At 69.3% G+C, this 16,042-nt stretch carries 16 protein-coding genes; 3 read left to right on the plus strand and 13 right to left on the minus strand.

Annotation, left to right across the window (positions count from 1 at the left end):
- Positions 1-6: 6 nt before the first annotated feature.
- Positions 7-237 carry a hypothetical protein gene (locus BLT27_RS12560; protein WP_089734409.1) on the minus strand — a complete coding sequence of 77 codons (231 nt, stop codon included), beginning with the start codon at positions 235-237 and terminating at the stop codon, positions 7-9.
- 61 nt (positions 238-298) lie between these two features.
- Between BLT27_RS12560 and BLT27_RS12565 the strand changes: the two genes are divergently transcribed.
- Positions 299-1,219, plus strand: coding sequence for a hypothetical protein (locus tag BLT27_RS12565; protein WP_089734411.1), 921 nt, complete (start codon positions 299-301; stop codon positions 1,217-1,219).
- 148 nt (positions 1,220-1,367) lie between these two features.
- Here BLT27_RS12565 and purH read toward each other — a convergent pair whose 3' ends face one another.
- Entirely contained in the window at positions 1,368-2,996 is a 1,629-nt protein-coding gene (purH, locus tag BLT27_RS12570) for a bifunctional phosphoribosylaminoimidazolecarboxamide formyltransferase/IMP cyclohydrolase (protein WP_089734412.1), read from the minus strand.
- Between the two features lie 177 nt (positions 2,997-3,173).
- Between purH and purB the strand changes: the two genes are divergently transcribed.
- Positions 3,174-4,553, plus strand: a complete 1,380-nt coding sequence (gene purB, locus BLT27_RS12575) for an adenylosuccinate lyase (RefSeq protein WP_089734414.1) — start codon at positions 3,174-3,176, stop codon at positions 4,551-4,553.
- Between the two features lie 4 nt (positions 4,554-4,557).
- Here the strand turns inward: purB and BLT27_RS12580 are convergent, their stop codons facing one another.
- From BLT27_RS12580 to dapA, 9 genes are all read right to left on the minus strand, one after another.
- Positions 4,558-5,157 carry a TetR/AcrR family transcriptional regulator gene (locus BLT27_RS12580; RefSeq protein ID WP_089734416.1) on the minus strand — a complete coding sequence of 200 codons (600 nt, stop codon included), beginning with the start codon at positions 5,155-5,157 and terminating at the stop codon, positions 4,558-4,560.
- Positions 5,154-5,942: an ABC transporter permease gene (locus BLT27_RS12585; RefSeq protein ID WP_089734418.1), complete on the minus strand. Its 789-nt coding sequence runs from the start codon at positions 5,940-5,942 to the stop codon at positions 5,154-5,156. Before BLT27_RS12585 ends, BLT27_RS12580 begins: the two co-directional genes overlap by 4 nt.
- Complete coding sequence (locus BLT27_RS12590) at positions 5,942-6,892, minus strand: ABC transporter ATP-binding protein (RefSeq protein WP_089734420.1); 951 nt, start codon at positions 6,890-6,892, stop codon at positions 5,942-5,944. Before BLT27_RS12590 ends, BLT27_RS12585 begins: the two co-directional genes overlap by 1 nt.
- 299 nt (positions 6,893-7,191) lie before the next feature.
- On the minus strand, positions 7,192-8,307 hold the full coding sequence (locus BLT27_RS12595; RefSeq protein WP_089734422.1) for a M20/M25/M40 family metallo-hydrolase: 1,116 nt from the start codon (positions 8,305-8,307) through the stop codon (positions 7,192-7,194).
- The gene (gene dapF / locus BLT27_RS12600; protein ID WP_089734424.1) at positions 8,307-9,185 is read right to left on the minus strand and encodes a diaminopimelate epimerase; all 879 of its coding nucleotides are present in this window, start codon (positions 9,183-9,185) and stop codon (positions 8,307-8,309) included. Before dapF ends, BLT27_RS12595 begins: the two co-directional genes overlap by 1 nt.
- Entirely contained in the window at positions 9,182-10,498 is a 1,317-nt protein-coding gene (gene lysA, locus BLT27_RS12605) for a diaminopimelate decarboxylase (protein ID WP_089734426.1), read from the minus strand. Before lysA ends, dapF begins: the two co-directional genes overlap by 4 nt.
- Entirely contained in the window at positions 10,495-11,322 is an 828-nt protein-coding gene (locus BLT27_RS12610; protein WP_089734428.1) for a 2,3,4,5-tetrahydropyridine-2,6-dicarboxylate N-succinyltransferase, read from the minus strand. Before BLT27_RS12610 ends, lysA begins: the two co-directional genes overlap by 4 nt.
- Positions 11,319-12,095 carry a 4-hydroxy-tetrahydrodipicolinate reductase gene (dapB, locus tag BLT27_RS12615; RefSeq protein ID WP_089734430.1) on the minus strand — a complete coding sequence of 259 codons (777 nt, stop codon included), beginning with the start codon at positions 12,093-12,095 and terminating at the stop codon, positions 11,319-11,321. Before dapB ends, BLT27_RS12610 begins: the two co-directional genes overlap by 4 nt.
- Positions 12,095-13,015, minus strand: coding sequence for a 4-hydroxy-tetrahydrodipicolinate synthase (dapA, locus tag BLT27_RS12620; protein WP_089734530.1), 921 nt, complete (start codon positions 13,013-13,015; stop codon positions 12,095-12,097). Before dapA ends, dapB begins: the two co-directional genes overlap by 1 nt.
- 352 nt (positions 13,016-13,367) lie before the next feature.
- Between dapA and BLT27_RS12625 the strand changes: the two genes are divergently transcribed.
- Positions 13,368-14,198, plus strand: coding sequence for a M48 family metallopeptidase (locus BLT27_RS12625; RefSeq protein ID WP_089734432.1), 831 nt, complete (start codon positions 13,368-13,370; stop codon positions 14,196-14,198).
- Between the two features lie 730 nt (positions 14,199-14,928).
- Here BLT27_RS12625 and BLT27_RS12630 read toward each other — a convergent pair.
- The gene (locus BLT27_RS12630; protein WP_089734434.1) at positions 14,929-15,651 is read right to left on the minus strand and encodes a methyltransferase domain-containing protein; all 723 of its coding nucleotides are present in this window, start codon (positions 15,649-15,651) and stop codon (positions 14,929-14,931) included.
- Positions 15,648-16,040 (minus strand): nascent polypeptide-associated complex protein, encoded by a 393-nt coding sequence (locus tag BLT27_RS12635; protein ID WP_089734436.1) that lies wholly within the window; start codon positions 16,038-16,040, stop codon positions 15,648-15,650. The genes BLT27_RS12630 and BLT27_RS12635 overlap by 4 nt, the downstream gene beginning before the upstream one ends.
- Positions 16,041-16,042 lie beyond the last annotated feature (2 nt).

Here is a 16,042-nt window from a genome sequence, read left to right on the forward strand (position 1 = left end):
GCGTGGTCAGTCGTCGCCCTCGTACTCGCGTTTCAGCTCGCGGAGGTCGGCCGCCAGTGCGTCGAGCTCGTCCTCCGCAGGGTCCAGTGCGTACTCGTTCAGCACGTCGTGGACGTCGATTGCCGCGCCGAGCGAGTCGAGGTCTCGAATGAGGTCGTCGACCTCGGTGCTGTAGACGTCTCGCCCGTGGGTCACGATGTCGGTGTAGGGGCTGTCGCCCGGTTTACCGTTCGGCATGGTGTTCGCCCTGACTCGTGGGACGGGCAAAGCACTTACCCTTGGACATCGGGCTTCCGGTATGCGACGTCGCGCCCTCCTCGTCGCCCTGGCGGTCGGCCTCGCCGGCTGTTCCGGCCGGGACGAGCCCGCCGAGTCGACGACGAACCGAGTGACGACGACTCACGGGACGACGGTCCAGACGACCGCCAGCGACACCCCGACGAGGACACGGACCGAACAGCCCGAACCGCCGACGGAGACGACGGACGAACCGACCGAGACCGTGGTCGTCGAGCCTGGAGACGGGATGGAACTGAATCAGGGACCCATCACGCTCGGAGAGTTCGTCGGCCCCCAGGCGAACTTCGGCACGTGGCGTCGATACGGTGGACGTGTCCTGGGCGGTGACAACCGGATATACGCCGTCTTCGACGCGGACCTGTCGGACTACGACAGCAGGAACATCATCGCTGGCAGCCAGTGCGAGGTGACCGTGAACGGTGACCCGATACCGCTCGAGTACGCCGAACTCGGAGTGGATTTCAGCGAGCACCTCGACGGACGTGGTGCCCGACTGGGTGCCCCCCTGCCGGTCGGCGAGGTGCCCGAGACTGCCGCGCTCCTGTTCTACGGCTCGGACCGGCGGTACCGACTCCCGATCCCCGAGCACGTCCGGACCGCGATGGCACAGACGCCGGACCTCTCTGTCACGGCCTCTATCCCAGAGACCATCGCGACCGCGGACGACTCGGCCGAGGTCGATATCGAGTTCCTCATGACGAACGACGGTGACCGGTCGTGGACACTCGACTATCGGGTCGACCACGACAGAATTGTAGACGGCGGGTGGTCCGCACAGCGGACAGTGCCGCCGGGTGAGCAACGGCGTCCGTCACTGACCGTGTGGGTCCCGGTCAGGGAGGCTCAAGAGGTGACCATCGACGCTTCCTGGGGTTTCGGCAATATAGAGCGAACGGTCCCAATCGAGCGGGAGAGCTGAGGACAGACCCTCGGTCGTGCCGGAAAGCGCGTGAGACTCGTTCTGCTCGTCTCACTGCGTTCCGGCAGTCCTTCGCTAGCGCTCAGTCATGCCTAAAGCATCGTGCCAGCAGAGCTGTCTCGAGTTTCAGACACCCACTCGCTGGAGCTCAATCGTGTCTAAAGCACCGCTGGCCGGTCATGACCATCGTCATCCCGAGCTCGTCGGCGGCCTCGATGACCTTGTCGTCGTTCTTCGAGCCACCGGGCTGGATGACCGCCTCGACGCCCGCCTCGGCGGCCTTCTCGACGGCGTCCGGGAACGGGAAGAACGCGTCGGAGCCCATCACGGCACCGTCGGCGGACTTGCCCTCGGCGTCGCGTTCGGCCTTCATGGCGGCGATCTCGACGGCGTCGACCCGGGAGACCTGGCCGACGCCGAGGCCGACCGTTTCGGTATCCTTCGCGAACACGATGCCGTTGGACTTCACGTGCTTCTGGACCTTCCACGCGAACAGCATCGACTCCAGCTCCTCCTCGGTGGGCTCGCGCTCGGTGACGACCTCGAGGTCCCGACGGGTCACGGGTTCGAGGTCGCGCTCCTGGACGAGCGTGCCGCCGACGAGGTCCTTGCTGGTCATCGGCTCCGAACGGTCACGGAGGTCGGCCGGTTCGCAGCCGAGGTCGAGCACGCGGAGGTTCTTCTTCTCGGTGAGGGTCGCGAGCGCGTCGTCGGTGTATCCGGGGGCGACGACGACCTCCTTGAACGAGTCGATGACGAGTTCGGCGGTCTCGGCGTCGCACTCGCGGTTGAGCGCGACGATGCCGCCGAAGGCGGACTTCGCGTCGGTCGCGAGCGCGTCGGCGTAGGCGTCGGCGAGCGCGTCGGCGGTGGCACAGCCGGCGGGGTTGGTGTGCTTGATGACCGCCGCGGCGGGCTGGTCGAACTCCTTGATGAGGTTCAGCGCGCCGTCGGCGTCGTTGTAGTTGTTGTACGACAGCGCCTTCGCGCCCTCGTTCAGCTGGTCGGCGTGGACGACGCTGGGCTCCTCGGCGGTGTAGTCGGCGTAGAGCGCGGCGTCCTGGTGGGGGTTCTCGCCGTAGCGCAGGTCCGCGTGGCGGTCCTCGCCGACGACCCGACGGACCGGGAGCGGGCCGCCATCGTCGCCGTCGAGGGCGACGTCGTTCGACTCGACGTCGACCGTGGCGCGACCCTCGGCGAACCACTTCACGGCGCGCGGATAGGCTTTGAACTCGCCCTCGTACAGCACGCGCTCCTTCAGGCTGTCGCGGTCGTCGCCCTCGTAGACCGGGACGGGCTCCTGCGTGACGATGGGGCCGCCGTCGACCTCGCTCTCGACGACCTCGCCGTCGTCGTCGGTGGCGTCGGTGACGACGTGGACGGTGCAGCCGACGGTCTTCACGCCGGCGTCGAGCGCGTCGCCCCAGGCATCCATGCCGGGGAACGAGGGGAGGAGGCTCGGATGGACGTTCAGCGTCGTCGGCACCTCGTCGAGGAACGTGTCCGAGAGAATGCGCATGTAGCCGTCGAGGCAGACGAGGTCGAACTCGTGGCCGTCGAGCGCGTCTAGCACCCGTCGCTCGTGGTCGCGACGGGACTCGTCGTTCGCGAGCGGGACGACCTCGGTTGGGATGTCGCGCTCCGCTGCGGCGTCGAGCACCGGGGCGTCGGGGTCGGTCACGAGCACGACGGCGAGCTCGGCGCCGCCCGGTTCGAGGTCGTCGATGTGCAGGAGGTTCCGGCCGCGGTTACCGGCGAGGCCAGCGATGCGTGTCATACTCGAAGTGGGTCCGTCGCGGGGCAAAGTAGTTGCGGTCCGAACCGAGATTCTATGCATCTACCGACATACTCGGTGGCCCGAGGGGACGACAATATACACATTCTTGCATAAAACGGCGGCTCGACGGGGAACACATCCGACACGCTTTTTCCGGGTCGGAGAGCAGTGACGCGTATGCCCGACCCCCTCGACGCCGTCTCGCCGCTCGACGGTCGCTACGCCGGTCGCACCCGTCCGCTCGCGCCGTACGCCAGCGAGTCCGCGCTCCTGCGCGCTCGCGTCCACGTCGAAGTCGAGTACCTGCTCGCGCTCGCCGACCTCGACGCCACGCCGCTGTCAATCGACGACGACCAGCGCGCCGCGCTCCGCTCGCTCTACGAGGACTGGGACGGCGAGGACGCCCAGCTCGTCAAGACCATCGAGACGGAGGGGTACGAGGACCTCTCCGCGACGAACCACGACGTGAAGGCCGTCGAGTACTTCGTCCGGCTCAACCTGCCCGACGGCCTCGACGCCGCGCAGTGGATCCACTTCGGCCTGACAAGCGAGGACGTGAACAACCTCGCGCACCGGCTGCTCGTCCGCGACGCCGTCGAAGACGTGCTCCTCCCCGAACTCGAGTCCGTCCGCGAGACGCTGACCGGGATGGCCCGGGAGTACCGCGATGTGCCGATACTCGCGCACACGCACGGCCAGCCCGCCACCCCGACCACCTTCGGGAAGGAGTTCGCCGTCTACGCCGCCCGGCTGGGTCGCGCCGAGGCCCGCCTCCGGGCCGCCGCCGAAGAGATCACCGGCAAGCTCGGCGGGGCCTCCGGCACGCTCGCGGCTCACGTCGCCGCCTACCCCGACGTGGACTGGCGCGCGTTCAGCCGCGAGTTCGTCACGGACCTCGGCTTCGAGCACGAGCCCCTGACGACGCAGGTCAACCCCTGCGACGACCTCGCCGCCGTCTTCGACGCCGTGCGGGGAGCGAACAACGTCCTGCTCGACCTCGACCGCGACGCCTGGCTCTACGTCTCCAAGCGGTATCTCGGCCAGGAGGCCGCGGCGGGTGAGACCGGCTCGTCGACGATGCCCCACAAGGTCAACCCCATCGACTTCGAGAACAGCGAGGGCAACCTCTCGAAGGCCAACTCCGACCTGACGTTCCTGGCGGACTACGTCACGACCTCCCGGCTCCAGCGCGACCTCTCGGACTCGACGGTCAAGCGCAACATCGGCGCGGCGTTCGCCCACTGCCTCGTCGCCTACAGCAAGACCCAGAGCGGGCTCGCGAAGGTCGTCCCCAACGCACAGGTCGCCCGCGACGACCTCGAATCCACGCCCGAGGTCATCGGCGAGGCCGTCCAGACCATCCTGCGGCGCGAGGGCGACACCGCGGCCTACGAGCGCGTCAAGGAGCTCACCCGGGGGAAGCGCGTCACCATCGAGGACTTCCACGACCTGTTCGACGACCTCGACGTGGACGAGGAGGTCCGCGCGGAACTCAAGGCGCTCACGCCGGCCGGCTACGTCGGCGTCGGCAGCGAGCTGGTCGACGAGCTGGAGTAGCCAGCTACGCCGTCAGCCCCCTCGCGACCGCCCGGATGACCAGGTCCCGGGTCTCCCGGTACCGGTCCCGGCCGATGTCGTCCCGGTGCAGCGTCAGGAACGACACCGAACGGATGGCGTTGGCGACGACCTCCGGGCTCGGACCGTCGACCTCCCCCGCCTCGTACCACGCCTCGACGTACGGCAGGAAGTACGCGAGGCTCTCCTCACGCTCCTCGCGCAGTTCCGCCTCGGTGTGCTGGTCGCGGAGGCGGTCCAGCTCGTCGGCGTCCATCACCAGCTGGTGCAACAGCGGGTTCGTCTCGATCTCGTCCATCAGGCCCGTGAGGAAGCCGACGATGGCGGTCTCGGGGTCGTCGTACTCCTCGAACGGTCCGAGCAGCTCCGGCAGCAGTCGCTCGCCCTCGCGGTCCAGAATCTCCAGGTAGAGCTCCTCCTTGGAGTCGAAGAACTGGTAGAACGTGCTCGTGGCGATGCCGACCGGCTCTGTGAGGTCGGCGAGGGTCGTCTTCGACAGACCGTAGCGGCTGAACAGCTCGCGCCCCTCGACGACGAGCTGCTCGCGGATGCGCTCACGTTCGGCGTCGCTGAACCCGCCGCTCATGCGATGTCCTTCCGGCGGAACAGTTCGCGACTGGCCAGCACGAGCACGAGCGTCGTACCGAGCAGGACCGCGGCCCCCTGGAGGTCCCACTGGCCGCGGACCAGGATGGCCGTCGGGTCGTAGTATCGCGTCGGCGAGACCGCCCCGAGCCACGAGAACTCGGTCCCCGAGGTGACCGAGTCGACGAGGAACAGCCCGAAGACGACGCCCACCGCGGCGCGCTGGGCGATGCTCGCCCGGTCGACCGCGACCGACGCGAGGAGCCCGACCGCCGCCGACGCGAGCAGGTACGGGACGGACAGCAGGTGCACCATCACGAGGTCACCGACCGCGATGGACTCGCCGATGGCGAGCACACCCGCGTAGACGACCACGGGCATGAGCAGGTTCACGAGCAGGATCGGCACGAGCATCGACGCGAACTTCTCGACCAGCACCCGCGAACGAGTGACCGGCAGCGAGAGCGTCATGTCCATCCTGTCGTGCTCGACGTCGTCGGCGACGAGCGATGCTGCGCTGTACGCGACGTACAGCCCGAGCAGGAGGACCCACCCGAATGCGTAGAGCTCGCTCGCGAGGAACCCCTCGATGGTGCTCAGCGACTCCACGCCGAACGCCTGCCGGAGCGCGGGCGGCCACGCCTCGACGTACTCGTCGAGGTTCACCTCGGCCGTGATGGTCGGGAACATCCAGACGTAGAGCGCGGTCAGGAGCCCGAGTCCGACGGTCAGCGCGCCCGCACCCTTGATGCGACGGCGGCCGTGGTACCACGCGAACTCGAACATCAGACCGCCACCCCCTCGTCGTCGTAGAAGCGCATGAATATCTCCTCCAGCGGTGCCTCCTCGATGTCCAGTTCGAGCACGTCGAAGTCGTCCACGAAGTCGACCAGCGTGTTGAGGTCACCGGTGAAGGTGAACGTGAGTTCGGTCGCGGTCGACGCGACGGCACCACTCCCACCGGCCGCCGCGCCCGCCGCGACGGCATCGACCGGCTTGACAGAGACGTCGTGGGCCCCGTCCAGTGAGACCTCGCCCGCGTCCACGTGGTTCGCGACGCGGAGCCGGACGAACTTCCCGCTCCGGTCGAGCAGCGCCCCGACGCGTTCGACGGTGACGATGCGCCCATCGCGGATGATCCCCACCCTGTCGCAGACCCGTCGTACCTCGCTGAGGACGTGCGAGGAGAGGAACACGGTCACTCCCTGCCTCGTCTCCTCGCGGATGAACTCGTTGAACCGCTGCTGGACGAGCGGGTCCAGCCCGGCCGTCGGTTCGTCCATCACGACGAGGTCGGGGTCGTGCATGAACGCCTGGACGAGCCCGAGCTTCTGCTTCTGGCCGGTCGAGTAGCCACGAATTTTCCGCCCGACGGGGACGTCGAACAGGTCGAGCAGTTCCGCGCGGCGCGAGTCCCCCTTCACCGACGCGTGCAGGTCGAGTATCTCGGTCCCGGTCGCCGTCTCGTCGAAGCCGGGGTTTGACGGCAGGTAGCCGACCCGCTCTTTCGCCTCGACGAGTGCGGCCTCGTCGCGCACGTCCGCACCGAGGACCGTCGCCGTCCCGGATGTCGGCGACTGGAAACCCATGATGGTCCGGATGGTCGTCGTCTTACCGGCCCCGTTCGGACCCAGGTAGCCGAACGTCTCGCCCACCTCGACCTCGAACGACACCGCGTCGTTGGCGAGCACGTCCCCGTACTCCTTCGTCAGCCCGTTCACCGTTATCGCGCTCATTACTCGGGACTTCGATAGGTGAACTGATAAATATTCTGTTCAGATATTTTTGAAGCTCTCAATGTGTTCCTGGGGCGTATTTAGAGTGCTTCTTCGTCGAAGATTATCTGGCAGAATAAGTATACCCCACCACTCGGCAAGCGTTGGGTGGACGAGGGTTCAAATGCCAGCAGGCGACCAGACGCGGCGTGGTCTGAACACCACCGTTCCGTGGCCTGGGCGGGAGCGTGGCACACCCGGGACGGAGACGCTCGTGCCGCCTGTTCGCCACTCGAAACGGCGAGCGACGGCGCCGCCGTTCAACCGACGAGCGCGTCGACCGCAGCCGTCACCACCGCCGCCGCCTGCTCGACGGCCTCGACGGTGACGTACTCCCGCGGGGCGTGTGCGACCGCACCCCCCTCGTCGGCCAGCACCCCCGGGCCGAAGACGACCGTCGGCGCGTGCTCGGCGAAGTAAGATGCCTCCGTCGCCGCGGTGAACGGTCGGACCTCGCCAGCGCCGGCCTCCCGCATCGCCCGCACGACGGCAGCGTCCTCGTCGGTCGCCCACGGTCCGAGGAACGGCGTCTCACGGTCGGTGAAGGCGAAGTCGACACCGACATCGTCGGGCACCGCCGCGCGGAGGTGCGCCAGCAGCGCCGCCTGGAAGCCGTCGGCGGTCTCGGGTGGGACCGACCGGCGGTCCACCACCAGTCGTGCCCCAGCTGGCACCTGATTCGTCGCCGTTCCGCCCTCGACGGTCGTCGGCGTGAGCGTCGCCTCGCCGAGCTGTGGGTGCTGACCAGGCGCCTTCTCGCGCTCGTCGAACGTCGCCAGCGCGTCGAGCACCGGTGCGAGTGCGCCCACGGCGTTCACGCCAGCGGCAGGCTCTGCAGCGTGGGCGTTCTCGCCCGAGAGCGTCACCGTCCCCTGGAACCGGCCCTTGGCAGCGGTACAGACGTCGAGGGCGGTCGGCTCGCCGACGACGACGGCGTCCGCGTCGGCGATTGCGGGGACTGGCCCACCGTCGTCCCCCGTGACGAGGTGGTGCGCGCCGGTCGACAGTACCTCCTCGTCGGGAGTCACCGCCAGCGTCACCCGCCCGTCGCCGGGCTCCGTTGCCAGAAAGGCCGCGAGCAGCGCCGCAAGCGGCCCCTTCGCGTCGCAGGAGCCGCGCCCCCGAATCACGCGAGCCTCGGCGTCGTACTCGTAGGGAATGTGCGGCTGGACGGTGTCGATGTGCGTGTTCAGAACGACGTGCGGCTGCCCCGAGCCGCGTGTCGCGAGCACGTTGCCCGCGTCGTCGACCGTCGCGTCGACACCGTGCGTCTCGATCTCGTCCGCGAGGAGCGTCCGCATCTCGGAGACGTCCTCGTGTGAGGCGACCGGTACCGCCCGGTGCAGGAACTCGACGGGGTCGAACGCCTCGCCCATCAGTCGGCCGCCGGCGGCGTCACAGGCACCTCGCCGTCGAACTCGTGCGCGACGGGACCGTAGAGGACGGCCGGGCCGTCGTCCGGCACCTCCACGCGGAGGTCCCCGCCCGGGGGCGAGACGGTGACGACGTCGTCCTCGCAGCGTCCGAGGTGGGCTGCGACGGCGGCGATAGCCACCGCACCGGTGCCACAGGAGAGCGTCTCACCCTCGACGCCACGCTCGAACGTGCGCTGGTCGTAGCCGCCGTCGTCGCGTGGCGCGGCAAACGTGACGTTCGCACCCTCGGGAAAGACGTCGTGGTGGCGGATCGGCGGCGCGTCGGACTCGAGGTCGACCGCGTCGACGTCGTCGACGAAGACGACCGCGTGCGGCACGCCCGTGTTGATACCGGTGACGGCGTAGCCCTCGAGCTGGCCCTCGACGAGCGGCTCGTCGCGGTCCAGCGGAACGACCTCCGGTGCGAAGGAGGGCTCGCCCATCTCGATGGCGACGAGGTCGTCGCCGTCGGCGACGGGGACCCGGCGTGCGTGCCGGGTGCCCGCCTGGGTGTCGATCATGACCTCGCTCGCGCCGGTGCGGGCCATCGCCCACTCGGCCGCGACGCGGGCGCCGTTGCCGCACATCTCGGCGGTCGAGCCGTCGGGCTGGACGAGCGTCATGACGACGCGGGGTGGGCTGTACTTCTCCTCGAGCGCGAGGAAGAGCACGCCGTCCGCGCCGCGTCGCTCGTCGCCGTCGATGCCGTCGGTACGGTCGCAGTGGTGTGCCGCGAACGCACCCCGGTTTGGGACGTACTCGTCCGCGTCGACGACGATGAAGTCGTTGCCGGTGCCGTGGTACTTGCCGTATCGTACGTGTCGTTGTGAGATGCTCATTCTGGTACCTCCGGTCTCGTGACGTCGGCGAGCGTCTCGCGCCGTCGCGAGAGCGTCGCCCTCCCTGCCGCGATAGAGACCGTGGCTGGTCGCGGGCGGGAGTTGTAGTGGCTCGCCATCTCGTAGCCGTACGCGCCGGCGTTGCCGACGGCGAGCGTATCGCCGCGCTCCGGGGCAGGGAGCGGGCGGTCCGTACAGAACGTGTCCGAACTCTCGCATATGGGGCCGGCGACGGTCTGGGCGACCGTCTCGCGGCCGTCCGCGGAGCAGTTCCGAATCGCGTGGTACGCGCCGTACATCGCGGGGCGCGCGAGCGTCGTCATGCCGGCGTCGACGCCGGTGACGACGGTGTCGGGCGCCTCCTTGACCGTGTTGACCGTGGTCAGGAGCACGCCCGCGTCGGCCACCATGTAGCGGCCGGGCTCGACCCGGAGCGTCGCGTCCACGTCGCCGAGGGCGTCGCGGGTGGCCGCGGCGACGGCGTCGAGGTCGAGGGGGTCGTCGTCCTGGTGGTAGGGGACGCCGAAACCCCCGCCCACGTCGACGAACTCCAGGTCGAACGGAGCCTCGCGAGCGAGGTCGCCCATCCGACCGACGAGCTCGCGGTGGGCCGCGAGGTCCTCGGCGTCGCTGATGCCCGAGCCTGCGTGTGCGTGGACGCCGACCACGTCGAAGTCGTACCCGTCGGCGGCGTCGAGTGCATCGAGTGCCCGGTCGTAGGGTACGCCGAAGGTTGCGTCGCCGCCGGTGCGGACCTTCTCGTGGTGGCCCGCCCCGACGCCGGGCGTGACCCGCAGGCAGCACCGGCCGTCGTAGCCGCGGTCTGCGAGTCGGTCGAGCGTGTCGAGCGCGCCGACCGTAACCGTCAGCTCGGGGTGCTCGCGCCAGCGGTCGACGACGAGGTCGAGGTCGCGTGCCGGCGGGTTGACCGCCGTGTACTGGATGCTCTCGGCGGGAACGCCGGCGTCGAGCGCCCGGAGCACCTCGCCGGCGCTCGCGCACTCGACGCCTGCTCCCTCGTCGGCGAGCGCGGCGAGCGCCCGGGGGAGCGCGTTGGCCTTCGCGGCGTAGTAGACGTCCGCGTCGGGGAACGCCGCCGCGAGCCTGCGGTAGTTCTCCCGGACGCGGTCGAGGTCGAGGACGTACAGCGGGCCACCGAAGTCGGTGACGAGGTCGCACAGAACGTCGGCGTCCCAGTCGTCGAGCCGACGGATGTCCGGGCCACCGTCGGCGGCGGGGCCGTCGTCGAACGGCGCGCCGGTGGACGGGTCGTCACCGGCTTCCCGGTCGTTCCGCGCGACCTCGCCGTTCATTCGCGCAGCACCTCCTCGCGCTGGGTTGCTTCCAAGGTCTCAGCCTCCAGTCCGGTGGCGACGACGGCGGGCTTGTACGCGCCGCCGTCGATGAGGTCGTGCTCGCCGAGCGAGGACTCGACGAACCGCTGGAACGCCCGGCGCTCGGGCGGCAGCTCGCCGTACAGGACCGCCTCCTCGACGAGGTCGTAGACGGGGATTCTGGGCGTGAGCAGCGTGTTCTCGCCGACGACGGAGCCTTCGCCGACGACGAAGCCCGAGGTGACCCGACAGCCAGCGCCGAGCGAGACGCCGTCCTCGACGACGACCGGTGCGCCCTCGACGGGTTCGAGGACGCCGCCGACGAGCGTGTTCGCACCGAGCTTCACCTCAGCACCGATCTGGGCGCAGGAGCCGACGGTGTCACAGGAATCGACGAGCGTACCGTCGCCGACGTGCGCGCCGATGTTGACGAAGCTCGGGCTCATCAGGATGCAGTCCGTGCCGACGTGTGCGCCAGCCCGGACGACGGTGCCGTCGGGCGTGTTCCGGCTGCCACGCGCGCCGAGGTCGCTCGTGTCCTGCAGCGGGAGCACGTCGTTGTACGTGACGCCGCCGTAATCGTACGTCGAGATGTCGTGGCAGACGAAGTTCAGCAGCACGCCCTGCTTCACCCACTCGTTCGCTTCCCAGGACCCGTCACGCTTCTCGGCGGCGCGGGCCTCGCCGGCTTCGAGGGCCCCGAGCAACGCGTGGAGCACGTCGTGGGTCTCGGGGGCGTCGGTGTCGAGTTCGCCCGCCTCGTGGCGCGCCCAGAGGTCCCGGACGTCGGCTTCGAGGCTCATGCGTCCACCTCCAGCACCGCTTCGAACTCGTACTGTCCGGCGTCGCGCCCGGCCAGCCACGCGGCCGCGTCGAGCGCCCCCTCGGCGAACACCCGGCGCGACTCGGCGCGGTGGGTGAGCCGGAGTTCCTCGCGGCCGCCGGCGAGCCAGACCTCGTGCACGCCGGTCACGTCGCCCGCGCGGACGGCGTGGACGCCGACCTCATCCTCGGCGCGCGGTGCCTCGCCCTCGCGACCGTGGACCCGCGGCGACTCGCCGCGGACGTCGTCGACCGCGTCGAGCAGCGACAGCGCCGTGCCGGAGGGCGCGTCGGTCTTGCCGTCGTGGTGGGCCTCGACGAGCTCGACGTCGTAGTCCGCGAGCGCGCCGGCGGCCTCACCCACGAGCCGGGTGAGGACGGCGACACCCTTCGAGAAGTTCGGCGCGTGGAGCACCGGGACGGCGTCGGCCGCGTCGGCCAGTGCGCCCCGGTGGTCGTCGGTCAGTCCGGTGGTGCCCGTCACGAGCGCGACGCCCGCGTCGGCGCAGGCGGCGGCGTAGTCCACGAGTGCGCTCGGCGCGGTGAAGTCGACGAGGACGTCGACCTCGTGTGCCGCGAGCGCGTCGGCGAGGTCGGCATCGGGGACGATTTCGGTGTCCGCGTCGACGGCAGTCGGGCCGACAGCGTCGGGCTCGGACGAGACGGCCAGCACCACGCGCTCCGCGCGGTCGGCCGCGGCGGCGAGTACCTCGCCACCCATCCGTCCGGACGCGCCCGTGACGGCCAGTCGCATCAGTTGCTCACCTCCGCGAGGTGGTCGTCGGTCCCGCTGTCTTCGAGGTCCGCCAGCAGGTCGGCCAGCGGCTCGACGTGCTCCTCGGAGAGGCGCGTGAGGGGCAGCCGCAGGTGCGGCGGCGCGTGGCCCCGGATGTGCAGCGCCTCCTTCACCGGGATGGGATTGGTCTCGACGAACAGTTCGCGGGTGAGCGGCGCGAGCTCGTGGTGAAGCTCGCGTGCACGCTCGTAGTCGTCGTCGAGGGCAGCCTGGACGAGTGCGCAGGTCCGCTCGGGCTCGACGTTGGCGACCACCGAGATGGTGCCGACGCCGCCGACCGAGCAGACGGGGAGCGTGAGGCCGTCGTCGCCGGAGAGCACCGCGAACGCCTCGTCACGGGTGCGCTCGCAGACCTCGCTGATGGCCCCGAGGTCGCCGTTGGCGGCCTTGAAGCCCGCGACGTTCTCGTGGGCCGCGAGTTCGACGACGGTGTCGGGCGAGAGTCCCTGGCCCGTACGCGAGGGCACGTCGTAGACGATCTGTGGGACATCGACCTCGTCGGCGATGGTACGGTAGTGCTCGACCAGACCGTCCTGCTCGGGCTTGTTGTAGTACGGCGAGATGAGCAGGAGCGCGTCGGCACCGGCCGCGACGGACCGGCGCGAGAGCGACAGCGCCTCGGCGGTGTTGTTGCTGCCGGAGCCGGCGATGACTGGCACGTCGTCGACAGCGTCGGCGACGGCCGCGACCACGTCGACGTGTTCGTCGTGGCTGAGGGTCGCGGACTCGCCGGTCGAGCCGACGGGGACGATGCCGTCGACGCCTGCAGTCTCCAGGCGCTCGACGTTCGCGCGGAGTGTGTCGTAGTCGATGCTGCCGTCGTCGTGAAACGGTGTCGTGATGGCGGGGTAGACGCCACTGAGTTCGATTGTCGTCATTTCGTTCGGGTTTCGTCGGGAGTCGTCGGTCGTCACACGGTTCAGAAGTCGAGTGCACCCGGAACGGGGTCGCCACGCCCGCACCGAGCACTTACCGTGTGTAGAATTTCCCTGTAAAGCCGAAACCGAACGCGCCGCTCTGCTCGGGTCGAACCCGGCTGGGAGCGGCGTCTATCATCACATGGTTCACGGAGCGCGACCGGTATAACGCTTGTGCTGACCGGCAGAAGCTGTCGCGGGTCGAGGTGAGTGACATGGGTTGCAGTGACGTGGTCGCACCCCCACGCCGGTGCGAACCCGTTGCACCTTTGGACGGCGTTTAAGTTGCACGCGCCGCAACGGCCGTCTACATATGCAACACACGGGTCTCAAGCTCAGGATGGCGTTCGTCGGCACCATCCTGTTCGGCTTCTACTCCGGGCTGGCGCTCGTCGCGCTCAGCGTGTTCGGCACCGGCGTCTGGCCGTTCGTCGCCGTCGGGACGCTGCTGTTCGTCGGCGTCCAGTACAAGATCGGCAAGTGGGCCGCGCTCCGCAGCGTCGGCGCACAGGACATGCCCGAGGACGAGTTCCGCGAGATACACCGCATGGTCGAGGACCTCTCCGAGGAGATGGAGATCGAGAAGCCCGAGCTCAAGCTCGCCCGTATGGGCGTCCCCAACGCCTTCGCCACCGGGCGCAAGGGTGCGGGCGTCGTCGTCGTCTCCACCGAGCTCCTGCAGGTGCTCGAACCCGACGAGGTCGAGGCAGTGCTCGCCCACGAGCTCGCGCACATCAAGAACCGCGACGTGGTGACGATGGTCGTCGGGCAGTCCATCGCCGCCATGATCGGCATCGCCGTCCAGTGGGTCGTCATCCTTGCCGGCGACAACGCCATCGTCGACTGGGTCCTCGGTTGGATCGCCGGCATGGTCGCCCAGATGCTCGTCATGGTGTTCGTGCTCGCTATCTCCCGGTACCGCGAGTACGTCGCCGACGCCGACGCCCGCCAGTACGTCGGCAGCGGCGACCCCCTCGCCCGCGCGCTCCAGAAGATCCAGGTCACCAGCGAGAGCGCCGGCGAGACGCGCATCGACAGCAGCACCGCCGCGCTCTGCATCTTCGACAGCGACAGGAGCTTCCTCCGGCGGGTTCTCGCGACCCACCCGCCGGTCGAGAAGCGCATCGAGCGGCTGCAGTCCTGAGCGCCGATTTTTCGGCTGTTTTCGCTGTCCGAGCAGTCCGCGGTAGCGCGCTCGAACCCCTCGGAGTTTACATATATTGTAAACTTTCCACCACCGGCGCGCGCTGACGAGCGTGCCGAGCGGTGCGCGGTTCGGAGTGAGCGCTAGCGGGCGAGAACCGCGACTGCGAACGGGGAGCTTGCGACCCGTGAGCCCCCGCGAGGCCGCGAGTCGCCAGCGTGCGAGGGATGAGCGAGGGAGCCTGCGACCGAGCGAAGAGGCTGGGGAGGCGTGAGGTGCGGTGCGGTTTGCTGTCGGGCGGGAATGAAAGGGGCGAGCTTTTCGACGAACCCGGCCGAAGCAAGCGACGCGAGAGCGGAGCTCTCGCTAGTCTGAGCGCGTACGCTCAGGCACCGGAACGGAGTGAGGAGCGGTCACGAGACGCTCGCGTCTCGTGAGCATCTCGCAGAAGCGAAGCTTCTGCGGACTCGTCGGAAACCTCCGGTTTCCGAGACACCGGAAATCGGAGATTTCCGGGGACGCAGCGAGGTCTCCGCGAGCGTGCGAGCGGCGGGCAGCGAGACGACAGAGGAGTCTCGCCAGGCCCGGGAGTCGAAACGCTCGGGGCTTTCTGGTTCTTCGCGGTGGAGTCTATTCACACAGTCCACGGGGTTATCTGGCTGTTCGCAGGGGCAGTGAGTTGCACGAGTGCTGGCGAACAGTCGCCCAGAGAACTCCGAACTGCAAACAGCTACTCGTGCCGCGCGAACGTCAGGTACCCGGTGTGGCCGACGCCGCGCGTCGACGGCCGGGAGCCGCGGTCGTCGAACTGCATCTGCCGCTGAATGGTCTCGTAGGTGGTCACACCGGAGAGGCCCGCCTCGCGGGCGGCCTCGGCGGCGGCCCGGGTCTGTTCGACGAACGGGGAGTAGACGGCGACGAAGCCCCCGCTCTCCAGCAGCCCGGGGGCACGGGCCACCACGTCGGCGGCGTCGCCGGTGTCGAGCGTGATGACGTCGAAGTTGCCGAGGTCGTCGAGGTGGGGGCGGACGTCGCCGCTGCGGACGTCGACGCGGTCGTCGACGCCGGCGAGGCGCATGTTCTCGCGGGCGACGTCGGCGAACTCGGGGTCCTGTTCGAACGTGGTGACGGTCGCGCCGGCGCGAGCGAGGTACGCGGAGAGGACGCCGGTACCGGTGCCGGCGTCGAGGACGCGGTCGCCCTGGCCGACGCCGGTCTCACCCATGACGAGGCCGATGTCGCGGGGCATCATCGGGGCACCGGTGCGCTCGAAGTGGCTGAACAGGTCGGGGCCGCGGAGCGCGCGGACGGTGAACGGCTCGCCGAGATGCGTCTCGAGGACGGTGCCGGGCTCGGGGTCCTCGGGGACCTCCAGCACGCCGAGGTCGGTCTGGAGTTCGTCGCCGGGGGCAACGAGGTACTCCCGGTCGTCGTGGACGAGGACGACGCTCACTCTAGCTGGCTGACGGCCGCGGCGAGGTCGCCGTCGTTGGCCTCCAGTGCGGCGCGGGCGTCGTCCTCGCTGGCACCGGTGCGGGCGACGACGAGGTCGATGTCGTCCTGCGGGATGCCCTCGTCGGTGTCGTCCGCGTCGTCGGCGTCAGCGCCGGCGTCAGCGGACGCCAGCTCGCCGTGGGCCTGCTCCGTGGGCTCGCCGACGATCTGGTAGGTCTCCTGTCCACGGGCGTCCATCTTCGTAACCTCGGCGTCGTCGAAGACGAGGTCGTGGTCCTCGGTACGGATGATGACCTCCTCGGCCTCGATCTCGGTCACGTCGATCCCCATCTGCTTCATCATCTGCTTCATCTTGCGGGGGTTAAGCCCGCCGCCTCCTCCGAACATAC

Source organism: Haloarchaeobius iranensis (genome assembly GCF_900103505.1).
GTDB lineage: Archaea > Halobacteriota > Halobacteria > Halobacteriales > Natrialbaceae > Haloarchaeobius > Haloarchaeobius iranensis.